This is a genomic window from Mesorhizobium sp. B2-1-8 (genome assembly GCF_006442545.2).
GTDB lineage: Bacteria > Pseudomonadota > Alphaproteobacteria > Rhizobiales > Rhizobiaceae > Mesorhizobium.
In genome coordinates, this window is record NZ_CP083952.1 from 3,738,787 (window position 1) to 3,760,552 (window position 21,766).

The 21,766-nt window shown below is 62.3% G+C and carries 17 protein-coding genes and 1 pseudogene; 10 read left to right on the plus strand and 8 right to left on the minus strand.

Features of this window, described 5'->3' with window-relative positions; genetic code table 11:
* Positions 1-43: 43 nt before the first annotated feature.
* From FJ970_RS18325 to FJ970_RS18340, 4 genes are all read right to left on the minus strand, one after another.
* A complete protein-coding gene (locus tag FJ970_RS18325) occupies positions 44-721 on the minus strand; it encodes a DUF1345 domain-containing protein (protein ID WP_140760620.1) in 678 nt (225 codons plus the stop codon).
* Positions 722-751: 30 nt separating this feature from the next.
* The gene (locus tag FJ970_RS18330) at positions 752-1,219 is read right to left on the minus strand and encodes a YaiI/YqxD family protein (RefSeq protein WP_140760622.1); all 468 of its coding nucleotides are present in this window, start codon (positions 1,217-1,219) and stop codon (positions 752-754) included.
* 65 nt (positions 1,220-1,284) lie between these two features.
* Positions 1,285-1,854: an S-(hydroxymethyl)glutathione synthase gene (gene gfa / locus FJ970_RS18335; protein WP_227791835.1), complete on the minus strand. Its 570-nt coding sequence runs from the start codon at positions 1,852-1,854 to the stop codon at positions 1,285-1,287.
* A 66-nt stretch (positions 1,855-1,920) separates the two neighbouring features.
* Complete coding sequence (locus FJ970_RS18340) at positions 1,921-3,048, minus strand: S-(hydroxymethyl)glutathione dehydrogenase/class III alcohol dehydrogenase (RefSeq protein WP_227791837.1); 1,128 nt, start codon at positions 3,046-3,048, stop codon at positions 1,921-1,923.
* A gap of 244 nt (positions 3,049-3,292) precedes the next feature.
* On the opposite strand from FJ970_RS18340, the gene FJ970_RS18345 reads away from it, so the two are divergent.
* The 3 genes and pseudogenes from FJ970_RS18345 to FJ970_RS18355 all read left to right on the plus strand — a co-directional run bounded on the left by FJ970_RS18345 (position 3,293) and on the right by FJ970_RS18355 (position 9,795).
* On the plus strand, positions 3,293-5,305 hold the full coding sequence (locus FJ970_RS18345) for an acetyl/propionyl/methylcrotonyl-CoA carboxylase subunit alpha (protein ID WP_140757615.1): 2,013 nt from the start codon (positions 3,293-3,295) through the stop codon (positions 5,303-5,305).
* Positions 5,306-5,412: 107 nt separating this feature from the next.
* Positions 5,413-8,940, plus strand: coding sequence for a DNA polymerase III subunit alpha (gene dnaE, locus FJ970_RS18350; protein WP_140757614.1), 3,528 nt, complete (start codon positions 5,413-5,415; stop codon positions 8,938-8,940).
* 55 nt (positions 8,941-8,995) lie between these two features.
* A pseudogene (locus FJ970_RS18355) lies at positions 8,996-9,795 on the plus strand (potassium channel family protein).
* Between the two features lie 9 nt (positions 9,796-9,804).
* On the opposite strand, the gene FJ970_RS18360 reads toward FJ970_RS18355, so the two are convergent.
* Positions 9,805-10,686 carry a DMT family transporter gene (locus tag FJ970_RS18360; RefSeq protein WP_140757613.1) on the minus strand — a complete coding sequence of 294 codons (882 nt, stop codon included), beginning with the start codon at positions 10,684-10,686 and terminating at the stop codon, positions 9,805-9,807.
* Between the two features lie 184 nt (positions 10,687-10,870).
* On the opposite strand from FJ970_RS18360, the gene FJ970_RS18365 reads away from it, so the two are divergent.
* Positions 10,871-11,377 (plus strand): hypothetical protein, encoded by a 507-nt coding sequence (locus FJ970_RS18365; RefSeq protein ID WP_140757612.1) that lies wholly within the window; start codon positions 10,871-10,873, stop codon positions 11,375-11,377.
* Between the two features lie 6 nt (positions 11,378-11,383).
* Here the strand turns inward: FJ970_RS18365 and FJ970_RS18370 are convergent, their stop codons facing one another.
* Positions 11,384-12,712 (minus strand): DNA polymerase IV, encoded by a 1,329-nt coding sequence (locus tag FJ970_RS18370; protein WP_140757611.1) that lies wholly within the window; start codon positions 12,710-12,712, stop codon positions 11,384-11,386.
* A 65-nt stretch (positions 12,713-12,777) separates the two neighbouring features.
* Between FJ970_RS18370 and FJ970_RS18375 the strand changes: the two genes are divergently transcribed.
* The 3 genes from FJ970_RS18375 to FJ970_RS18385 all read left to right on the plus strand — a co-directional run bounded on the left by FJ970_RS18375 (position 12,778) and on the right by FJ970_RS18385 (position 16,598).
* Entirely contained in the window at positions 12,778-13,353 is a 576-nt protein-coding gene (locus tag FJ970_RS18375) for a GNAT family N-acetyltransferase (protein ID WP_140757610.1), read from the plus strand.
* 82 nt (positions 13,354-13,435) lie between these two features.
* A complete protein-coding gene (locus FJ970_RS18380; protein WP_140757609.1) occupies positions 13,436-14,899 on the plus strand; it encodes a hypothetical protein in 1,464 nt (487 codons plus the stop codon).
* A 142-nt stretch (positions 14,900-15,041) separates the two neighbouring features.
* Positions 15,042-16,598 carry a hypothetical protein gene (locus FJ970_RS18385; RefSeq protein WP_227792183.1) on the plus strand — a complete coding sequence of 519 codons (1,557 nt, stop codon included), beginning with the start codon at positions 15,042-15,044 and terminating at the stop codon, positions 16,596-16,598.
* Between the two features lie 75 nt (positions 16,599-16,673).
* Here the strand turns inward: FJ970_RS18385 and FJ970_RS18390 are convergent, their stop codons facing one another.
* Both FJ970_RS18390 and FJ970_RS18395 read right to left on the minus strand, forming a co-directional pair.
* A complete protein-coding gene (locus tag FJ970_RS18390) occupies positions 16,674-17,327 on the minus strand; it encodes a hypothetical protein (RefSeq protein ID WP_140757607.1) in 654 nt (217 codons plus the stop codon).
* Entirely contained in the window at positions 17,324-17,623 is a 300-nt protein-coding gene (locus FJ970_RS18395) for a DUF3572 domain-containing protein (RefSeq protein WP_140757606.1), read from the minus strand. The genes FJ970_RS18390 and FJ970_RS18395 overlap by 4 nt, the downstream gene beginning before the upstream one ends.
* A gap of 247 nt (positions 17,624-17,870) precedes the next feature.
* Between FJ970_RS18395 and FJ970_RS18400 the strand changes: the two genes are divergently transcribed.
* The 3 genes from FJ970_RS18400 (at position 17,871) to FJ970_RS18410 (ending at position 21,746) form a co-directional block, all read left to right on the plus strand.
* Positions 17,871-18,242, plus strand: coding sequence for a response regulator (locus tag FJ970_RS18400; protein ID WP_006334976.1), 372 nt, complete (start codon positions 17,871-17,873; stop codon positions 18,240-18,242).
* Positions 18,243-18,275: 33 nt separating this feature from the next.
* Positions 18,276-19,649, plus strand: a complete 1,374-nt coding sequence (locus FJ970_RS18405) for a PleD family two-component system response regulator (RefSeq protein ID WP_140757605.1) — start codon at positions 18,276-18,278, stop codon at positions 19,647-19,649.
* Positions 19,650-20,207: 558 nt separating this feature from the next.
* Positions 20,208-21,746, plus strand: coding sequence for an FAD-dependent monooxygenase (locus FJ970_RS18410; protein ID WP_227791838.1), 1,539 nt, complete (start codon positions 20,208-20,210; stop codon positions 21,744-21,746).
* Positions 21,747-21,766 lie beyond the last annotated feature (20 nt).

Genomic DNA, 21,766 nt, shown 5'->3' on the forward strand with positions numbered 1-21,766 from the left:
TACGTCGCGATCCAAACCGATGTTTCATCCGATCACGGATTTATTACGGACCACCCAGGCTGACGGCGAGATTGACGGCCGCGGCGACGATGACCGTGTTGAAGAAGAACGACAGGACCGAGTGCACAAGCACGACACGACGCATGTGCGTCGTCGAGATGTTGGTGTCGGCGGTCTGCGCCGTCATGCCGATGACGGTCGAGAAGTAGAGGAAATCCCAGCCCTCGGGGCGTTTGTCGCCCGGGAACAGCAGGCCGCCGACCGGGATCTTCTTATTGGTGTCGGTGTCGACCGCGTCGCCGTCCATCCAGTAGACATGGGCATAATGGAGCGCCGCCATGGCATGGATTGTGAACCAGCCGAGCGGGATCGACAGCAGTGCGAAGCCGAGTTCGATCGGGTGACCTCCGTCCTTCCGATTGATCAGCAGGAACAGGGAGATAACGGCAACGCCGACGACAACGAGCGTCACAGCGAAGATGACCAGCACCGGCTGATCGGTGGCGCGTGCATTCTTGCTGAGATATTTGCCGGTGAGTTTGGGCATCTGGCTGACGACAAGAATGACGTAAGCGGCGAAAAATGCGTTGGCCCCGATCGAGTAGGCGAGCGGGGCGTGCAGCAGCAACGCCACGAGCAGCGCAAACGCACCGATACAAGCCGAGACTGCGAACAGCATATGGCGCTGCATCGGATTCTTGACCGGGGTTTCGGCAGCCATGGCGGTCTCCACCTGGATGGCGCTTTGTTGCTAGCTTGATGTGGCGGATTTCAGCGCCCGCCGCAAGATACGGTCGAGTTCGCCGAGGAAACGCGAGCGGTCCTGCGGCGCAAAACTGGCGTTGTAGCCCTTGCTTTCGCCGGTTTCGCGTAGATGCTGCTTGAGGTCCCGCATCGCCACCGCCATGCCGATCGTCTCGGGTGTGAAGGGCCGCCCGGTCGGTCCCAGCACATGCGCGCCGAGCGCCACCGTGCGGGCGGCAAGCGGAATGTCCGCCGTCACCACGATGTCGTTGGACTTGGCGTTCTCGACGATCCAGTCGTCAGCGGCATCGGCGCCCTTGGAGACCACGACATTGCGGATCATCGGGTCGCGGGAAGGGCGCAGGCCGCCATTGGAGACGTAGGTTACGACAATGCCATGGCGCTCGGCGACCTTTTCTACCTCGGCCTTCACCGGGCAGGCGTCGGCGTCGACGTAGATGGCGGGTGCGGGCATTGTTTCTCCAGAAAACGCGCAGGGACCGGAAACATGTCCGGCCCCTGCCTGAAATCTCATAGCGGTCAGGCCGGCAAAGCGCCGGACTTCTTGGCCGTCCAGGTGGCGATGTAGTCCATCAGGCCCGGGTTGAGGCAATCGTAAGGCTCCAGGCCGATTGTCCTCAGCCTGCCGCGAATGCCGTCCATCCGGCTCGGGTCGACACCCGATTCGATGATCGACGAGACAAAGGCGGTGAAGCCCGGAGGCGACCAGCCGTCTTCCTCGAAGCGCTCGGGGTGGATGAAGGACAGGCCCTTGAACGGATGGTCGCGCTCGACCGGTCCGTGCATGTGGACGCCGCATTGGGTGCAGGCATGACGCTGGATCAGCGCTGACGGGTCGACCACCTTCAGCTTGTCGCCGTTCTCGGTGACGGTGACATCGCCGGTACCGGCAACCGCCACCACCGAGAATATAGCGCCTTCGGGCTTCCAGCATTTGGTGCAGCCGCAGGCGTGGTTGTGGGCGATCTGGCCCTTGACCCTCACCTTGACCGGGTTGCTGGTGCAGGCGCAGACCAATGTGCCGCCGGCAAAGCTCGCGCTCTCCTTCGGCAAACCATTGTCGATTTTCGGATGCAGTTTCTCCGCCATTTTTCTCTCCTCCCATGTTTCACCACAGGGGTCGCCGGCCGGTTGGCCGGCGGCGTGTGGCCGTCTTCAGTAAACCACGACACTCCGGATCGACTTGCCCTCATGCATGAGGTCGAATCCCCTGTTGATGTCCTCGAGCTTCAGCGTGTGGGTGATCATCGGGTCGATCTGGATCTTGCCGTCCATGTACCAGTCGACGATCTTCGGCACGTCTGTGCGACCGCGTGCGCCGCCGAAGGCGGTGCCCATCCAACTGCGGCCGGTGACCAACTGGAAAGGCCGTGTCGAAATCTCCTGGCCGGCGCCGGCGACGCCGATGACGACCGACTTGCCCCAACCGCGATGCGAAGCCTCCAGCGCCTGGCGCATCACCTTGGTATTGCCGGTGCAGTCGAACGTGTAGTCGGCGCCGCCGATCTGGTCGGCACCGCGCTTGGTCATGTTGACGAGGTGGGGGACGATGTCGCCCTCGATCTCCTTCGGATTGACGAAATGCGTCATTCCGAAGCGCTCGCCCCATTCCTTCTTGTCGTTGTTCAAATCGACGCCGATGATCATGTCGGCGCCGGCAAGCTTCAGGCCCTGGATGACGTTGAGGCCAATGCCGCCGAGGCCGAAGACCACTGATGTAGCACCTTGCTCGACCTTGGCGGTGTTGATGACGGCGCCGATGCCGGTGGTGACGCCGCAGCCGATGTAGCAGATCTTGTCGAAGGGGGCGTCGGGATTGACCTTCGCGACCGCGATCTCGGGCAGCACGGTGAAATTGGAGAAGGTCGAGCAGCCCATGTAATGGAAGATCTTGTCCTTGCCGATCGAAAAGCGCGACGAGCCGTCCGGCATCAGGCCTTGGCCTTGCGTGGCACGGATGGCGGTGCACAAATTGGTCTTTCTGGACAGGCAGGACGGGCACTGCCGGCATTCCGGCGTATAGAGCGGAATGACGTGGTCACCCTTCTTGACCGAGGTGACGCCCTTGCCGACATCGACGACGACGCCGGCGCCTTCATGGCCGAGAATGGCCGGGAAGATGCCTTCGGGATCGGCGCCCGACAGCGTGAATTCATCGGTGTGGCAGATGCCGGTCGCCTTGATCTCGACCAGTACCTCGCCATCGCGCGGTCTCTCGAGGTCGACCTCCATGATCTCCAGCGGCTTTCCGGCTCCAACAGCTACAGCGGCGCGGGTTTTCATCGGGCAATTCCTCCAGAGGCGATTTTTGTAGCCAAGTTTTCAGGTTTTGGGCTGCTCATCAACTGTCAGATGAGACGAAATGTCGGCTTTGTTGACGCAGATAGCACACCATTCGATAACCGGCCCGGCAGCGGGCGCGATGGTGCGTCGGTAGCGGCGACTTTCATGGCGCCATGCCGGTACTTGAGACATGGCGCCATAGTCCATAGAACTGAACTGTCTGCCGGAGGGGAATTCTGCCCGCATGTTCACCAAGATCCTGATCGCCAACCGTGGCGAGATCGCCTGCCGCGTCATCAGGACGGCGCGCAAGATGGGCATTGCCACGGTCGCCGTCTATTCCGACGCCGATCGCGATGCCGTGCATGTCGAAATGGCCGACGAGGCGGTGCATATCGGGCCGTCACCCGCCGCGCAGAGTTATCTCGTTCCTGAAAAGATCATCGCCGCCTGCAAGGCGACCGGCGCCCAGGCCGTGCATCCGGGCTATGGCTTCCTGTCCGAGCGAGCCACGTTCTGCGAAGCGCTGGAAGCGGAAGGCATCGTCTTCATCGGGCCGAAGCCCAAGGCGATCAAGGCGATGGGCGACAAGATCGAATCGAAGAAATTCGCCAACGCGGCTGAGGTTTCGACGGTTCCGGGCTGGCTTGGCGTCATCGAAAATGCCGACCATGCCGAAAAGATAGCCGGCGAAATCGGCTATCCCGTGATGATCAAGGCCTCGGCCGGCGGCGGCGGAAAAGGCATGCGCATTGCCTGGGACAGGTCGGAAGTGCGCGACGGTTTTGACCGGGCCCGCTCCGAGGCCAAGAGTTCGTTCGGCGACGACCGCGTCTTCATCGAAAAATTCGTCGTCGACCCACGTCACATCGAGATCCAGGTGCTGGCCGACGCGCATGGCAACGCGCTCTATCTCGGCGAACGCGAATGCTCGATCCAGCGCCGCAACCAGAAGGTGGCGGAAGAGGCGCCGTCGCCATTCCTCGATGCCAAGACGCGCAAGGCGATGGGCGAGCAGTCGGTGGCGCTGGCCAGGGCCGTCGACTACCAGAGCGCCGGCACCGTCGAATTCATCGTCGACAAGGACAAGAACTTCTATTTCCTTGAAATGAATACACGATTGCAGGTCGAACATCCGGTGACGGAGCTCGTCACAGGTATCGATCTGGTCGAGCAGATGATCCGCGTCGCCGCCGGCGAGAAACTCGCCATCAGGCAGAGCGACGTGAAGCTGAACGGCTGGGCGGTGGAAAGCCGGCTCTACGCCGAGGATCCCTATCGCAATTTCCTGCCGTCGATCGGCCGGCTGACGCGCTATCGGCCGCCGGAGGAAGGACAGTTCGGCGACATCGTCATCCGCAATGATACCGGCGTCACCGAAGGCTCGGAAATTTCGATGTTCTACGATCCGATGCTCGCCAAGCTATGCACCTGGGCACCGACGCGGCTCGAGGCGATAGACGCTATGTCGGAATCGCTCGACAGCTTTGTCGTCGACGGCATCGAGCACAACATCCCGTTCCTGGCGGCGCTGATGCAGCATCCGCGCTGGCGGGAAGGGGCGATATCGACCGGCTTCATCGCGGAGGAATATCCCGACGGTTTTGCCCCCGTCGTGCCGAACAGCGAGGAAAGAGCCGTGCTGGCATCGATCGTCACGGCGGTGGAACTACTGCGCCGCGACCGCCTCGACCGGCTGGGCGGACGGCTGGCGCCGCATTCGGGAGCGCTCAAGCGCGATTGGGTGGTGAAGATCGGCGAAGACTATCTGCCGGCTTCGATCCTCGAAGGCATGATTTCGATCCCGATGGAAATCGACCTGTCCATCGATGGCGGCAAGGCGCTGACCGTTTCGTCCGATTGGCGGCCGGGTGACCTGATCTGGCGCGGCACGGTCGGCAAGCGCAGGGTTGCGGCCCAGATCCGGCCTGTCGCCAATGGCCTTCGCATCGCCTGGAAGGGCATGTCGGTGACCGCGCGCGCCATGCTGCCGCGCACCGCCGAATTGGAAAGGCTGATGCCGGAGAAAGTGGCACCGGACACATCGAAACTGCTGCTCTGCCCGATGCCCGGCCTCGTCGTGTCGATCGCTGTCGCCGAAGGCCAGGAGGTCAAGTTCGGCGAGACTTTGGCCGTGGTCGAGGCGATGAAGATGGAAAACGTGCTGCGCGCCGATCGCGATCTCGTCGTGGCGAAACTCAACGCCAAACCGGGCGACAGCCTGGCCGTGGACGCGATAATCATGGAGTTTGCGTGAGCGGGCTGGATCCCTGTGGTCAGTAGTCGTTTGTGCTGGACTGGTATCGCCCGGTCCCGGACAATACATTTCCATCGACTCAAAGACCTTCGGCAGCGCGAGAAACCATGGCGGATGACAGACTTCCACGCGATCCCCTGAAGCGCGAAGCAGCAATTGCGGCCGCGCGGCCGGAGGTGCCGGCGCGGTCGTTCGTCCATCTTCGCGTGCATTCGGCCTATTCGCTGCTCGAGGGCGCGCTGCAACTCGGCAAGATCGTTGACCACGCGGTGAAAGACGAAGCGCCGGCCATCGCCGTCACCGACACCAACAATCTGTTTGGCGCCTTGGAGTTCGCCCAGAAGGCGGTGAAGGAAGGCATCCAGCCGATCATCGGCTGCCAGATCGCACTCGCCTTCTCCGGCGAAAACAGCGACGGCCAGCGTGACCGCCGTCGGCAAGGCCCCGATATGCGGCCGATCGTGCTGCTCGCGGCCACCGAAGCCGGCTATTCCAATCTCGTCCGGCTGGTCAGCCGCGTGTACCTCGAAACACCGCCCGGTGAAGCGGTGCACCTGACCACCGAAATGATGGACGGCCAATGTGACGGCCTGATTTGCCTCAGCGGCGGGCCGCGCGGCCCGATCGGCACAGCCCTGAAGGAAGATCGCCGCGATCTTGCCGAGGCGCGCCTGGTCACTCTCAAGACGATGTTCGGCGACCGCCTCTATGTCGAATTGGACCGGGTTTCGGGCTACGATCGCATGATCGAGAAATCCTCGATCGATCTCGCCTATTCCCATGAATTGCCGCTGGTTGCCACCAACGAGGCCTTCTTCTCTTCGCGCGACGAATATGAGGCGCATGATGCGTTGATCGCCATCGCCGAGGGTTCGGTCGTCGCCGTCGATACCCGCCGCCGGCTGTCGCCGGACAATTTCCTGCGTAGCCAGGCCGATATGGCGAAATTGTTCGCCGACCTGCCGGAAGCGATCGACAACACGATCGAGATTGCGCTGCGCTGCTCCTACTATCCGAAAACCCGCAGCCCGATCCTGCCACGGTTCACGGGCGGCGATGCCTCCGACAAGGACGCGGCCGAAAAGGCCGAGGCCGAGGAACTGGCGCGCCAGGCGCGCGAGGGGCTTAACGCAAGGCTCGCCTTGCACGGACCGACACCGGGCTACACGGTCGAGCAATATCGTGAGCGGCTCGAATTCGAGCTTGGCATCATCGAGAAGATGAAATTCCCCGGCTACTTCCTGATCGTTGCCGACTTCATCAAATGGGCCAAGGCGCAAGGCATTCCGGTCGGGCCGGGGCGTGGTTCGGGCGCCGGTTCGCTTGTCGCCTATTCCACCACCATCACCGACATCGATCCGCTGCGCTTCTCGCTGCTGTTCGAGCGCTTTCTCAATCCGGACCGCGTGTCGATGCCCGACTTCGACATCGACTTCTGCCAGGATCGCCGCGAGGAAGTGATCCGCTACGTCCAGCAGAAATACGGCCGCGACCAGGTAGGCCAGATCATCACCTTCGGTACGCTGCAGGCGCGCGCCGTGCTGCGCGACGTCGGCCGCGTGCTGCAGATGCCCTATGGCCAGGTCGACAAGCTCTCAAAAATGGTGCCGCAGAACCCGGCCAATCCGGTCAAGCTCGCCGACGCCATCGCCAACGAGCCGCGCTTTGCCGAGGAGGCCGAGAAGGAACCGATCGTCCAGACGCTGCTCGACATGGCGCAGAAGCTGGAGGGCCTCTACCGCCATGCCTCGACGCACGCCGCCGGCATCGTCATTGGCGACCGACCCTTGTCGGAACTGGTGCCGATGTACCGCGATCCGCGCTCCGACATGCCTGTCACCCAGTTCAACATGAAATATGTCGAGCAGGCCGGGCTGGTGAAGTTCGATTTCCTCGGCCTGAAGACGCTGACGGTGCTGGAGACGGCGGTGAAGCTGATCCGTCGCCGCGGCATAGACATCGATCTCGCGACGATTCCGCTCGACGATCCCGATACCTATGCCATGCTGTCGCGCGGCGAGGTGGTCGGCGTGTTCCAGGTGGAAAGTGCCGGCATGCGCAAGGCGCTGATCGGCATGCGGCCCGACTGCATCGAGGACATCATCGCGCTGGTTGCCCTCTACCGGCCGGGACCGATGGAAAACATCCCGACCTACAACGCCAGAAAACATGGCGAGGAGGAGATGGCCTCGATTCATCCCAAGATCGATCATCTGGTGAAGGAGACGCAAGGCGTCATCGTCTACCAGGAACAGGTGATGCAGATCGCGCAGGAGTTGTCCGGCTATTCGCTCGGCGAAGCCGACCTTCTGCGCCGCGCCATGGGCAAGAAGATCCGCGCCGAGATGGACAAGCAGCGTGAACGCTTCGTCACGGGTGCTGTCGAGCGCGGCGTCGCAAAGCCGCAAGCCGACTTCATTTTCGACCTCCTGGCCAAGTTCGCCGACTATGGTTTCAACAAGTCGCACGCCGCCGCCTACGCCGTCGTGTCCTACCAGACCGCCTATCTCAAGGCGCATTATCCGGTCGAGTTCCTGGCGGCGTCGATGACGCTCGACATGGGCAACACCGACAAGCTTGCCGACTTCCGCCAGGATGCGCTGCGCCTGGGCATCGAAGTCCTGGCGCCGTCGGTGATGACGAGTTTCCGTGCCTTCGAGGTCGGCGAGAACCGCATCTATTACTCGATGGCCGCGCTCAAGGGCGTCGGCGATGCCGCAGTGGAGCACATCGTCGCCGTTCGTGGCGAAAAGCCGTTCAAGAGTCTCGCCGATTTCTGCGAAAGGGTCGACCCGAAGATCGTCGGCAAGCGGGTATTCGAAAGCCTGATCATGGCCGGCGCGCTCGACTGCTTCGGCCACGACCGCGCCCAGATGTTGGCTGGCGTCGAACGGATGATGGGGCTGGCGTCGCTCGCCCAGCAGAACGCCGTTTCGGGCCAGGCCGACATCTTCGGCGCCTCGCTCGGTGCACAGTCGCAGGCGCTCAATCTGCCGGCGACCGATCCGTGGCTCGCTGCCGACCGGTTGCATCGCGAATTCCAGGTCGTCGGCTTCTATCTCTCGGCGCATCCGCTCGACGAGTACAAGGCGGCGCTGCAGAAGATGCGGGTTCAGAACTGGGCGGAGTTCTCGGCCGCCGTCAAGCGCGGCGCTTCCGCCGGCCGACTTGCCGGCACCGTTACCAGCAAGCAGGAGCGCAAGACACGCACCGGCAACAAGATGGGCGTGGTGGCCTTTTCCGACACCTCCGGCCAGTACGAGGCCGTGTTGTTTTCAGAAGGATTGGCGCAGTACCGCGATCTCCTCGAAGCGGGCCGCTCCGTTGTCATCACAGTCGCGGCGGAGGACAGGCCCGAGGGCGTCAACCTGCGCATCAACTCCGTGCAATCGCTGGAGGACGAGGCAAGCCGCATTCAGAAGGCCCTGCGCATTTTCGTCAGGAACGATGGGCCTGCCTCGATGATCCAATCCCAGCTTACCCAGCGCGGTGAAAGCCAGGTGAGCATCATCGTGATCAAGGAAGAGGCGCAGGGCGAGGTCGAGATTGCCCTGAATGGCGGCTACCGCGTCTCGCCGCAGATCGCCTCGGCAATGCGCGCCGTGCCGGGCGTGGTCGAAGTGGAACTGGTGTAATCCGCGCGCTTGCCAGGCGGCTGCCCGCGGGCCGTCACCTGCTGCTCATGCCGGCATGAAGGCCAAGGGGAAGCGCGCGTCGCAGGACCTTTCCGCGACGGCGCGGCTACGCGACATGCTGCGCAGGCTCTACCATGGGCGCTCGCCGGCGGCGTTCCGGTTCCAACTGGTGGCTGTCATCATCGACCTCGCCATCATCGCCTTTTTCATCGCCACGCCGGTCATCCAGCAGTCGGCCTCTTTTCTGTGGCTGGACTATGCCGTGGCGGCTCTCGTCGCCGCCGATCTGATTGCCAGGCTGCTGGCCTCCAACGACATGTTGCGCCTGATGAAGCAGCCTACCTTCTGGGTGGATGCCTTCATCCTTCTGACGCTGCTGATGCCGACGGCGCTCGCAAGTCTCGGCTTTCTGCGCATCCTTCGGTTGTGGTCGCTGTCGCGCAGTGGTTCGATCTGGCGGCATTTCGAAATGCGCGGGCTGCGACCCTGGCGCGAGGCAAGCCACGCGGTCATCAACCTGTTGACCTTTCTCCTTGTCATCACCGGCTTCGTTTACACGTTCTTTTTCCGCAACGGAGCCGGACTGGAAAACTACGTCGACGCGCTTTACTTCACCGTCGCCACCGTGACAACGACGGGCTTCGGCGACATCGTGCTGCCGGGCATCGCCGGCAAGCTGACGGCGTCACCATGATCATCGGCATATCGCTGTTCGTCAGGCTGGCGCAGGCGATATTTCGGCCGGCCAAGGTGTTCTTTCCCTGTCCGCAATGCGGGCTGCGGCGGCACGAGCCGGACGCCGTGCACTGCAAGGCCTGCGGCCATGTCCTCAACATTCCAGACGAAGGGAACTGACCGGCAGTGCTATGACGCCGCGACCTCGGCCGGCTTTACGGTTTTGCGCTGCAAGTTGAGCAGATTGCCTGTCAGGATCAGCAACGCGCCGCCGGCGGTGAAGGCGTCGATCTGCTCCTGATAGAGCAGCCAGCCGATCAATGCCGACAGCGGCACGCGCAGGAAATCCATCGGCGAGATCACGGTCGCGTCGGCATAGGCCAGGGCGCGGGCGAGGCAGAAATGCGACGACATGCCGGTGAAACCGATCAGGACGATCCACGGCCACAGTGCAAGCGAGGGGTTGCGCCATTCGTAAAGGGCCGGAATAAGGCCGACCACTGACTGAATGACCAGCATCCAGAAGATGATCCGCACGACGCTGTCCGTGCGCGTCAGCGACTTGACCAGCACCAGCGAGACGCCGAAACAAACCGCCGCGCCCAGCACGACCAGATGGCCCACATCCGCCGAGCCGACGCCTGGACGCACGATGACGACCACGCCGATCAGCCCGAGCACGATCGCCGCGAGCCGCGGCCGGCTCAGTCTTTCGCCCAGAAACGTGACCGCCAGGATCGCCGTCCAGATCGGCGTGGTGAATTCGATCGAGATCAGCACCGCCAGCGGAATGAGCGTCAACGCGTAGAGCCAGGCAGCCTGGCCGCTATAGTGGACGACATTGCGCGCGATATGGGCCAGCGGCCGCTGCGTGCGCATCGCGGCAAGCCCGCCTGTCGCCATCACCAGCGGCAGCAGAATGAAGAACCCGATCACCGAACGCAGTTCCAGCACCTGGAAGACGTTGAGTTCGGCCGTCGTGGCGCGGCCGGCGACCGACATCGCCAGGAACGACGTGATCGACAGCGCCATCCAGAACGTGGCCTTGGGGATCGAAGGGGTGGGTGCCATTCAGCTATGTCGCAGGCCGTGGTTGCCGGAGCAATCGCTAGTCCATCTATTCTTCTGGGCCAGTCGCGGCGAAGGCCTTGAGAACAGTCGTGCTGCGAGCGGAACCTGATACGGCCACAGGCGTTGAGCCTCTTATTGTCCGTGCCGGGCAAACGCGCATTCCCATATCGACAAGGAGAGTTTCATGAGACTATTCGCGCAAGTCGCGCTGGCTGGCTGCCTGGTGATTGCCGCAGGCGCGGCTCATGCCGACGAGACCAAATTTCTCCAGTCGTTCAACGGTAATTTCGCTGGCAAGGGCACTGTCCAGGTAACCACGGATGTGCCGAACGTCAGTGTTTCTTGCAGCTTCAAGTCGAACGCGACCTCAGCCTCGCTGTCGCTCGACGGCAACTGCCGCGGCCTGATCCTGGTGACACGCGCCATCAGCGCTCGCCTGAAGGTCAGCGGCGGCAAATACAGCGGCGTCTATGTGGGATCGCGCACCGGACCGGCGCAGCTGAACGGACGCCGTTCCGGCAATGCGATAAACCTCGCCATCCGCTGGGCCAAGGAGGTCAATGGCGACCTCGCCGCGCAACTTACCGTAGAGAAAAACGGGGCCGATGGCATCGTTTTGACCGTGGTCGACCGTGATCCCAAGACTGGCAAAAACGTGGTGACCAGCCGCATCGATCTTCGACGCAGCTGATCGGGCTCAATCTTCGAGCGGCTCCGGCGGATGGGCATCGCGGCTCTTGCCGAACGTGTAGCCGGTTTGCACAGCCTTGCGCCCGAACTTGTCGCGCAATGCATCGATGGCGCCTTCGGCCATGGCGCGCTTGCGCGACTGGACATCGACCAGATCCGGTGGATCGGCCTTGTCGTCGTCGGAGAGATCGCTGATGCCGATGCCGAGCAGCCGAAATTTCGTTCCGTCAGTCTCCTTGCGAAGGAGTTCCACACCGGTCGAAAAGATACGGTCGGCGAGCCGGGTCGGGTCGCCGAGCTGGCGGTTGCGCGTGCGCAGCTTGAAGTCCTGGGTTTTCAGCTTCAGCACCACGGTGCGCCCGGCGATGCCCGACTTCTTCAGCCGTGCCGAGACTTTTTCCGACAGCCCCCTCAGTACCGAGACCAGCTCTTCCAGCGAGGCGATGTCGGTGTCGAAAGTGGTTTCGGCAGATACGCTCTTGGCGTCCTGGTCGGGGTCGACGCGGCGGACATCCTCGCCGCGCGAAAGGCGGTAGAGCCGTTCGCCCATCACCCCATAGCGGCGCATCAAGTCGCCACGCTCCATTTTCTGAAGCTGGCCGATGGTGCGGATGCCATCCTGTTCGAGCGTGGCGTTGAACGCCTTGCCGACCCCCCAGATCATTGTCACCGGTTGCGCCGCCAGGAAGCCGACCGCCTCGGCCTCGCCAATGACGGAAAAGCCGCGCGGCTTGCGGAAGTCGGACGCGATCTTGGCGAGAAACTTGCAATAGGACAGGCCTGATGAAACGGTGATGCCGATCTCCTTCTCCACGGCCAGCGCGAAGCGCGCCAGCACCACCGCCGGCGGCAGGCCGTGCAGCCGCTCGGTGCCGGCGAGATCGAGGAAGGCCTCATCGATCGACAGCGGCTCGACCAGCGGTGTCAACGCCTGCATCATGGCGCGCACCTCACGGCCGACGGCCACGTATTTTTCCATGTTGGGCGCGATCACGACCGCCTCGGGGCAGGCTTCGAGCGCCTTGAACATCGGCATGGCGGAGCGCACGCCGCGGATGCGCGCGATATAGCAGGCGGTGGAGACGACCCCGCGCTTGCCGCCGCCAATGATCAGCGGCTTGTCCTTGAGAGCCGGGTTGTCGCGCTTTTCGATCGCCGCGTAGAAGGCGTCGCAATCGATATGGGCCAGATGCAGCCGGTAAAGCTCGGGATGACGGGCAAGGCGAGGGCTGCCGCAGCGTTCGCAGCGGCGCGTTTCACCGCGCTGAAACGTCAGGCAGTCACGACAAAAACCGTGATCGGGATTGTTGACAGGAGCCGCCATCGCTGCGAACATAAAGAGAACAGAAGCAATGGTACGACAGCGCAAGGCCAGCGACAAGCCTGGCCTGGGGAGAACGCATGAGCACGACCATAGTGCCGCTGGCGCCTGACCTCTGGCCTGAATTCGAGGATCTTTTCGGCAAGCAGGGCGCCTGCTACGGCTGCTGGTGCACGCATTTCCGGCTGGCTCCGGCGGCGCGGCGCGAGAGCAGCCGTGAACGCAACAAGGATCACATCAAGGCGCGCATCGAAGCCGGCCCACCGCCCGGCGTGCTGGCTTTCGAGGATGGCAAGGCGGTCGGCTGGATGCAGATCGGGCCACGAGCCGACGTGCCCGAATGGAACAACAAGGGCAGGGGTTCGGCGCCGATCGATCCCGCCGACGCGTCCGATCCGGCCGTTTGGGCGATCTCGTGCTTTTTCATCCGCACCAAGGCGCGCGGCAGGGGCATCACGCACCGCCTCGTCGAAGGCGGCATCGATTTCGCCCGCAGGAACGGGGCACGGCTTGTCGAGGCCTGCCCGATCGACCTGTCCCGCGATTCGCGTTCGATCGGCCTGTTCGTCGGCTCGTCGCGGGTTTTCGAGAAGGCCGGGTTCGAGAGGCTTGTGGAGCGCAAGGCCGGCCGGCCGCTGATGCGGCTGATATTGTAAGGAAGCTTCAGCTCATAGTTGTATATAGTATTTTCTACAGCAAAGCGATTTTTGCTCATCAGGAAATAAGGGGGAGACTAAAGTGAAGCGTGTTCTGCCAGCTGTTCTTGGTTTTGCTCTGGTTGCGCCTGCCTGGGGGCAGACCGTCGACAATCGGGGCGCAAAGCAGCTTTCCGATGAGCTGTCACGCTATGTCGGGAAGCAGGTGCTCAACGAGGGCATTTTGAAGGTCTCGGTCGTAGGCGATGCCTACAAGATCACCTTCGATTTGAAGGCGATCGCCGCCGGCTTGCTGAAACAGAATCCGCCGAAGTTCAATTTCCCGCCTTACACGCTGCTGGTCAAACCTCGCGGCGACCGCAACTGGGACGTCTCCTCGGATTTTTCGACCAGCGGGTCAATTCAAGTAGATGATCCGAATGGTCAGACAAGCGCGCAGATCGTCATCAAGGACGGCAAGTTCACGGGTGTCTATGATCCTGAGCTGGCGGCATTTGCCGAGGGCGCCAGTTCGATAGCAGGCATGACGGTGACGTCGCGCATGCCCAGGCAAGTAACGGAACTCGGCATCGGCTCGAGCACTTCCAAGTTCGGCGCCAGCAAGTCGGCGAACGGTGGTGTCGATCTCAAGGTGACGCGGGCGATAGCCGACTTGGTCGAAACGGTTAAAATCGACGACCGGACTGTTGGAGCGATCAAGGCGTCGGACCTCGTCGTGGATGTAACCGCCAAAGCGATACGGACAAAGCCGTTCCTGGATCTATTGGCCTTCGCCGTAGCCCATGAAGATGAGGCGCGGCTGAAAGCCGACCAGGCGGAACTCAAAGCGCTTCTGCTCGCCGCGCTGCCGCTCTGGGACCGGTTGGCCGGAACCTATTCGTTCAAGAACGTTGCCTTTGATACATACGCAGGCAATTGGGGCGCGGCGCAACTGAGCACCGCGTTCGAGGCCGACGGCGTCGCCCGGAATGGCAAGCTCGATTACGCAATCAAAGCCTCTGGCTTGACCTTCCCCCAGGTCATACCCGGCTGGATCGCCGCAATACTTCCCACCGAGCTTGATCTGAAATTCGGCGGGTCCAACTTTGACCTCGACAGCATGGCGAGAAAGACGATCGCTACATTCGATCTCGGCAAGAACCCACCGCTGCCGGCGGGGTTCCGCGATCAGATCAAGGCCGACTTCATGGCCAACACACCAAAATTCATCGTCGGTCACAGCCTTTTCAAGAATGGAGGCACGGAGATTGCGCTAGAAGGCGAAGTGACCTTCCCCGGCCAGAAGCCAGATGCAACCATGACCGTCGATGTCGCGGGCTACGACAAGATCGTTGCGACCCTGCAGACGGCGGCTAAAACCGAACCGGAAGCGGCCCGATATTTCCCCTTCGCATTGGCCGTCAAAGGATTTGCCAAGACGTTGCCGGACGGCAGGATGGAGTGGGTCATCAATGCCAAGCCCGACGGCTCCGTGATGGTCAATGGCGCCATATTGAAGCCGTCCGATCACGGTAGCGGTGGGGGCGGGGCGAAACTGAATCCTTGATTCTGCAGCGGCGCCAGATTGCGCGGCTGGTGTTGAAGCCGAATGCCTGACTGTCATCGTCTTGCAGTCGTGATGGTATTTCCCTACCAGAGATACGAGACGAATTTTGCCTTCGATCGAACGGAGAATTCCCGTGAACCGTATGTTGCCAGTTGCCTTTACCGCGCTTCTGCTCAGTGCGCCTGCTTTCGGCCAGACCGTCGACAGCCAGGGCGCCAAGCAATTGTCCGATGACCTGTCCCGCTATGTCGGCAAACAGGCGCTCGACAAGGGTATTCTGAAGGTTTCGGCCGAAGGCGACGCCTACAAGATCGTGTTCGATTTCAAGGCGCTTGCCAGCAGCTTTCCCGACCAGAAGCTGATGAAATTCGACTTTGCGCCCTACGCCCTCCTGGTCAAGCCGCGCAGTGATGGGTCCTGGGATGTCTCGATTGATTTTTCGCAGAGCGCGTCCTTCGAATTCAACGGCCCCCAGGGAAAGCAAAGCACGCAATTCTCGATCAAGGACGGCAAGGCCAGCGGCGTTTATGACCCCAAGCTGGCGGCCTTCACCAGCGCCACAAGTTCGATGGCCGGGATGACGATGTCGTCGCAGGATAGCAAGCAGCAGATGGAGGCGAGCGCCGGTGCCGGCACCGTGACGCTTTCCGCGACCAAGGCGGCCAATGGCGGCGTCGATTTCACGACATCGCAAAAGATTTCGAACTTCGTCGAAGCGATAAAATTCAATGATCCCGAGAGCGGACTGAATTTTCCCGTTACCGTGAAGTCGCCGGAATTTTCTGTGGAGGCCAGCGGCAAGGGCGTCCAGACCAAGCCTCTGCTCGACCTCCTGGCGTTTGGCGTGGCCAATGAAGACGAGAAGATGCTGAAGGCAAACCAGGCGCAGCTCAAGTCGCTTCTGCTTGCGGCACTTCCGGTGTGGGAGCGTATCGACGGAACCTATGACTTCAAGGATTTCGCGGTCGACAGCCCGATCGGTACGTTCGGGGCAACCCAGTTCGGCATAGCGTTCGGTTCCGATGGGGTCGCCCAGAACGGCAAGGTCAGCTATGGCATCAAGGCTTCGGGGCTGACCGTGCCGCAGCAGCTCTTGCCGAGTTGGAGCGTGGCCCTGCTGCCCACCGATATCGACCTGAATTTCGGCGGCGCCAACATCGATCTCGACAGCATGGCGAAGAAGGCGATCGAAGCCTTTGATCTCAATCAGGATCCGCCGCTGCCGGCCGAATTCGGCGACCAGCTCAAAGCCGACTTCCTGGCCAAGACGCCGAAGGTTATCATCGGCCACAGCACCGTGAAGAACAAGGACATGGAGATCGCGCTGGAAGGTGAGATGACAAGCTTCGGCCAGAAACCCGACGCCAATCTCACTGTCGACGTCGCCGGCTTCGACAAGATCATGGAGCACCTGCAGGAAGCGGCGAAAGCGGAGCCGGAGGTCGGGCAGTACGTGCCTGTTGCCCTCATGGCGAAGGGTTTTGCCAAGACGCTGCCGGACGGCAAGCTGGAATGGGTCATCAACACCAAGGCCGACGGATCGGTCGCCGTCAATGGCGTCATGCTGAAGCCCGCCGACCCGGCGGTGGACGACAGCGTCGACGACGGTGACGGCTCGGACGAGAGCGGCAGCGACAATGGCGGCAGCGATAATGGCGGCAGCGCTAACGGCGGGGCAGGGGCGAAGCTCAAGCCTTGAGGGTTCTGCCTTCGAGCAATTCCAGGAAAAATTGCGCCCCGGTTTTCCGTCCGGGATCGCACCAAAACGCTTAGATTAGAACCCCAGCGCGCCAGCGATCTTAGGCGCGGCTTCGTGCCAATCCTGGACGACGATGACATCGTTCGGGACCGGCGGCAGGAACGCGCGCAGCGAATTGTCGGCCATCAGGTGGAAAAGATTTGCGTCGGCGACCGAGTCCCGCACCGACGCCAGATTGGCTGGCTGGTCGTCGACGAAGACCACGGGCCGCCTGGTCTTGCCGCGCAGCTTGGCCACCGCCGGACCCTTGGCCATTTCGGTGGTCAGCAGCGGGTAGCTTAGTCCGAGGGCGTCGAGGCGGGCGCGGCGCACGCCACGATGCCTGTGCGGCATGGCCGTCAGCAATATGATTTCCGCCCGGTCTCCGAGCTCCGTCAAAGCTTCCGCGGCGCCATCGGTGATGCCCTGCCAATCGGCTTGCGCGTCGAAGAAATCGCCCAGGAGTGCCGTGACCTCGGGTTGTTCGATCAGGCGACCGCTGGCCGTTTCGGCAATGTTGCCGGTCAGCCGGAAGGAAGCCAGGGTCAGGCCATAGCCGCGCTCCTTGAGAAAATGCGGAAACGGGCGGATGAATTCGAGCACCACGTCGTCGACGTCGAGTACCAGCAGCGGCCGGTCGTCGGCCGCCAGTTCCTCGATCTGCCGCGCGGTTTCGGGATCATCGCTCATGTGGAACGCTCGTGATTGTCGTCGCCAAGCGGCAAGGCGCGCAACGCCTTGCCGACAGCCGCCGGCGGGATGCCGGTTCCCTCGGCGAAGCGCATCAAAGTCGGCTCGTGGGCGAGGATGAACTGCAGGACGCCGGCGAGGAAACCCGGCTCGCCGGCCGCCCTGCGGATCGAATGCGCCTCTATTCCCGTAATCGCCAGAAAGCGCGGCAAAAGCTCCGGATCCGCGGCAACGAAGCCCAATGCCTTCACGGCAATGGTTTCGGCCTCTTCGCGCATTGACGCTGCGTTTGCCATCACTACCTTCGGTGTGTGGAATGAGTCTCTCCCGCAGTAATGGCAAGAGTTGCTTGCGGCAAGCCATTAGAGTGTGGCGCGCCTTTTGGACGCGTGGGAGGCGAGGGCGGAATTCGTGGTGCTTTGCAGGCCGCGGGTTTCCGTTTCGTCAATCATATTGCCGTATCGTGAAGCAGGGTTTGGTGCGTCCAAGGAAAGAGCGCATGACGGCCACCTCCGGGCGGAGGACGGCCGGGACGGGATTTCGATGCCTAAGAAGGTCATGATCGTCGAGGACAACGAGCTCAATATGAAGCTCTTTCGGGACCTCATCGAAGCAAGCGGTTACGAGACGGTGCGCACCCGCAACGGCCTGGAAGCGCTCGACCTGGCGCGCCAACACCGGCCGGACCTTATCCTGATGGACATCCAACTGCCAGAAGTCTCGGGGCTGGAAGTGACCAAATGGCTGAAGGAGGACGACGATTTGCACGTCATCCCGGTCATTGCCGTGACTGCTTTCGCGATGAAAGGCGACGAGGAGCGCATCCGCCAAGGTGGCTGCGAGGCCTATATTTCGAAGCCGATCTCGGTGCCGCGCTTCATCGAAACCATCAAATCCTATCTGGGCGATGCCTGATGTTCCCTTCCAGCCGAGCCGGAGCCTTGTGAAATGACCGCGCGGATCCTCGTCGTCGACGACATCCCTGCCAATGTGAGGCTGCTGGAAGTCCGGCTGCTTGCCGAATATTTCGAGGTGCTGACCGCCACCAACGGGCCCGACGCGATCGAGACCTGCGAGAACGGCAAAATCGATGTCGTGCTGCTCGACGTGATGATGCCCGATATGGACGGGTTCGAGGTCTGCCGGCGGCTGAAGAGCGATCCGGCGACGTCGCACATTCCGGTGGTGATGATCACGGCTCTCGACCAGGTTTCCGACCGCGTGCGCGGGCTGGAGGCCGGCGCCGACGACTTCCTGACCAAGCCGGTCAACGACCTGCAACTGATGACGCGCGTGAAGAGCCTTGTCCGCCTGAAGTCGCTGACCGACGAGCTTCGGCTGCGCGCCTCGACCACACGCAACATCGGCATCGAAGAACTTTTGAGCCGCAATTTCGCGTCCCAGGATACCACGCCGAAAGTGCTTCTGATCGACGAGCGCAAATCGTCGGTCGAGCGCATCCAGAAGATGTTGCGCGAACGTGCCGACGTCGACGTCACCGGCGATCCGCATGCCGGGTTCTTCCAGGCCGCCGAAACCCCCTATGAATGCGTGATGATCTCGACGGCCTTCGCCGACTTCGATCCGCTCAGGCTCTGCTCGCAACTGCGCTCGCTCGACCGCACCCGTTTCGTGCCGATCATCCTTTTGGCGGAGGAGGGCGAGGATGAGCGCATCATCCGTGGGCTTGAACTCGGCATCAACGACTATCTGATGCGGCCGATCGACCAGCAGGAACTGACGGCGCGGCTGCGCACCCAGGTGCGCCGCAAGCGCTACAATGACCAATTGCGCGCCAGCGTCACCCAGACCATCGAAATGGCCGTGACCGATGGCCTGACCGGTCTGCACAACCGCCGCTATCTCGACAGCCATCTGCAGACGCTGTTCGACCGCGCCGTGGCGCGCCGCCGGCCGCTGTCGGTGATGATCACCGATCTCGACCGCTTCAAGTCTATCAATGACACGCATGGTCACGATGGCGGCGACGAGGTGTTGCGCGAATTCGCGCGGCGGCTGCGCAAGAACGTCAGGGGTATCGATCTTGCCTGCCGGTTCGGCGGCGAGGAGTTCGTGGTCGTGATGCCGGACACAGACGGCACCGTGGCCGAGAAGGTGGCCGAGCGCATCCGCGCCGAAATCGCCCAGATGCCGTTCGCCATCGGTGCCGACGGCAAGACGATCGAGGTCACCGTCAGCGTTGGGGTGTCATCGGTGCTGAAGGGCGTGGATACGGTGGCGGCGCTGATGAAGCGCGCCGATCTCGCGCTCTACGAAGCCAAGAGCGGCGGCCGCAACCGCGTCGTTGCCAAGGCGGCCTGACGGCCGGGCCGGCCCGTCAACCCAAGAGGGTTACCCATTTACCTTAATCCAAGCGATTCGCGAGCCTTGGTTAAGAAACTGTTGATTTTCATAAGCTCTTGCGCAAATGTGCAGGCAAGACGAAGCCGGCACGAGGGTAGATCGCCGGCTCGGTCCCTCAGGAATACCCCATGATGCTCAGGTCCGCCGCATCTCCTGGGTCCGTGGGGTCGGCCGGCCGGCGCTGGCACATAGTGGCCTCCTCGTACCGCTGCCAAACGCCGACCGGCCCCCTTTGTCCGACACGACATTAGGAATCTGCGTCAAGCCCCGGAAGTGCCGGGGCTATTTTGTGCGCGGCAGGGTCTGAAGGAACGCTTTCCTGGCTTGTAACGGCTTCCGTTGCGCCCCGCGTGAGCCGTCACTTCGCAGCGCCGCGACTTTTCACTGCCGTACAAAAAAGGGAAGGAGAAAAGCTATCCCCTCAATTTCGTAGATATGGCGCACAAGGGGCTTGCGGCAAGACCTGGCTGTTCCCGTAAAACCACGACCCAAATTAACGGAAACGGGAGTGGCGAAATGCCGGAATGGTTGTCAGGAGGCCAAGTGCGTCGGGACCACGCGGTGGTGATCGTCGGAGGCGGTCCGACCGGGTTGATGCTGGCTGGCGAACTCGCATTGGCAAGCGTCGATGTGGCCATTGTCGAGCGGCGCCCGAACCAGGAACTCATCGGCTCGCGCGCGGGTGGCCTGCACGCACGCACCATCGAGGTTCTCGACCAGCGCGGAATTGCCGACCGATTCTTATCGCAGGGACAGCGATCGCCGTCCGTCGGCTTCCACATGATCCGGCTGGACGTCAGCGATTTTCCCACGCGGCACAATTATCTGCTGGCGCTGCGGCAAAACCATATCGAGCGGATATTGGCGGACTGGATCAGCGAGTTGGGAGTGCCGATCTGTCGCGGACAGGACGTCACGGGTTTTGCACAGGATGATGGTGGCGTCGATGTCGAGCTGTCCGGTGGCCAGCGGTTGCGGACGCAGTATCTCGTCGGCTGCGACGGCGGACGCAGCATGATCCGCAAGGCGGCGGGCATCGCGTTGGACGGATGGGATCCGACGATGAGCTGGATGATCGCCGAGGTCGAGATGGCGGAGGAACCAGCATTGGGCTTTCGCAGCGACGCCCATGGTATTCATGCGATTGGCAAGGTCGAGGAAGGTGGCCGGCTGGGTGTCGTGCTGACCGAGAGACAACTGACCATTGGTGGCGAACCGACACTGCGCGATCTCAGCGAGGCGCTCGTCGCGGTGTATGGCACCGATTACGGGGTCCACAGTCCGACCTGGATTTCGCGGTTCACCGACATGACGCGCCAGGCTGCCGCTTACCGCGACAGACGTATTCTGCTGGCCGGCGACGCCGCGCACATCCATCCCCCGATGGGCGGACAGGGCCTCAACATCGGTGTGCAGGACGCAGTCAACCTTGGATGGAAACTGGCACAGGTGGTCAAGCTGATATCACCGGACAGCCTGCTCGACAGCTACCATGCCGAACGCCATCCGGTCGCCGCCCGCGTGCTGCGCAACGCGCTGGCGCAGGTTGCGCTCCGTCGCATGGATGCACGCACCAAGGCTCTGGGCGACACCTTTGCCGAACTGCTCGCCATGGATGGGCCACGCAAACGGATCGCCGCGGACATGTCCGGCCTGGGTGTCCATTACGACCTCGGCGAAGGCCACGCGCTGCTTGGGCGGCGAATGGCTGACCTCGACCTGCTCACCGCCAACGGGCCGTTGCGGCTGTTTACCTTGCTGCACGACGCGCGGCCGGTGCTCCTCAATTTCGGTGAACCAGGCAGACTGGACATTGCGCCTTGGACCGACAGGATTCGGCAGATCGACGCCGGGTATGCCGGCGCCTGGGAGCTTCCCGTACTGGGAACGGTCGCTGTGCCCGACGCTGTCTTGATCCGGCCCGATGGATACGTGGCCTGGGTAGGAGTTGGGACGCAACAGGGATTGGCCGATGCGTTGACCAGATGGTTTGGGCCGGCTGCCGTGCATCCTTCCGAACATGGCGCTTCACAACCTCCTTGGGCCGAAGACTGAAAGTCTCCTGACATGCGATT

What these genes read in the sequence shown, in the direction of transcription:
- FJ970_RS18325 (WP_140760620.1), bottom strand. Translation starts at nt 721, where the DNA reads ATGGCTGCCGAAACCCCGGTCAAGAATCCGATGCAGCGCCATATGCTG.
- FJ970_RS18330 (WP_140760622.1), bottom strand. Translation starts at nt 1,219, where the DNA reads ATGCCCGCACCCGCCATCTACGTCGACGCCGACGCCTGCCCGGTGAAG.
- gfa (WP_227791835.1), bottom strand. Translation starts at nt 1,854, where the DNA reads ATGGCGGAGAAACTGCATCCGAAAATCGACAATGGTTTGCCGAAGGAG.
- FJ970_RS18340 (WP_227791837.1), bottom strand. Translation starts at nt 3,048, where the DNA reads ATGAAAACCCGCGCCGCTGTAGCTGTTGGAGCCGGAAAGCCGCTGGAG.
- FJ970_RS18345 (WP_140757615.1), top strand. Translation starts at nt 3,293, where the DNA reads ATGTTCACCAAGATCCTGATCGCCAACCGTGGCGAGATCGCCTGCCGC.
- dnaE (WP_140757614.1), top strand. Translation starts at nt 5,413, where the DNA reads ATGGCGGATGACAGACTTCCACGCGATCCCCTGAAGCGCGAAGCAGCA.
- FJ970_RS18360 (WP_140757613.1), bottom strand. Translation starts at nt 10,686, where the DNA reads ATGGCACCCACCCCTTCGATCCCCAAGGCCACGTTCTGGATGGCGCTG.
- FJ970_RS18365 (WP_140757612.1), top strand. Translation starts at nt 10,871, where the DNA reads ATGAGACTATTCGCGCAAGTCGCGCTGGCTGGCTGCCTGGTGATTGCC.
- FJ970_RS18370 (WP_140757611.1), bottom strand. Translation starts at nt 12,712, where the DNA reads ATGTTCGCAGCGATGGCGGCTCCTGTCAACAATCCCGATCACGGTTTT.
- FJ970_RS18375 (WP_140757610.1), top strand. Translation starts at nt 12,778, where the DNA reads ATGAGCACGACCATAGTGCCGCTGGCGCCTGACCTCTGGCCTGAATTC.
- FJ970_RS18385 (WP_227792183.1), top strand. Translation starts at nt 15,042, where the DNA reads ATGTTGCCAGTTGCCTTTACCGCGCTTCTGCTCAGTGCGCCTGCTTTC.
- FJ970_RS18390 (WP_140757607.1), bottom strand. Translation starts at nt 17,327, where the DNA reads ATGAGCGATGATCCCGAAACCGCGCGGCAGATCGAGGAACTGGCGGCC.
- FJ970_RS18395 (WP_140757606.1), bottom strand. Translation starts at nt 17,623, where the DNA reads ATGGCAAACGCAGCGTCAATGCGCGAAGAGGCCGAAACCATTGCCGTG.
- FJ970_RS18400 (WP_006334976.1), top strand. Translation starts at nt 17,871, where the DNA reads ATGCCTAAGAAGGTCATGATCGTCGAGGACAACGAGCTCAATATGAAG.
- FJ970_RS18405 (WP_140757605.1), top strand. Translation starts at nt 18,276, where the DNA reads ATGACCGCGCGGATCCTCGTCGTCGACGACATCCCTGCCAATGTGAGG.
- FJ970_RS18410 (WP_227791838.1), top strand. Translation starts at nt 20,208, where the DNA reads ATGCCGGAATGGTTGTCAGGAGGCCAAGTGCGTCGGGACCACGCGGTG.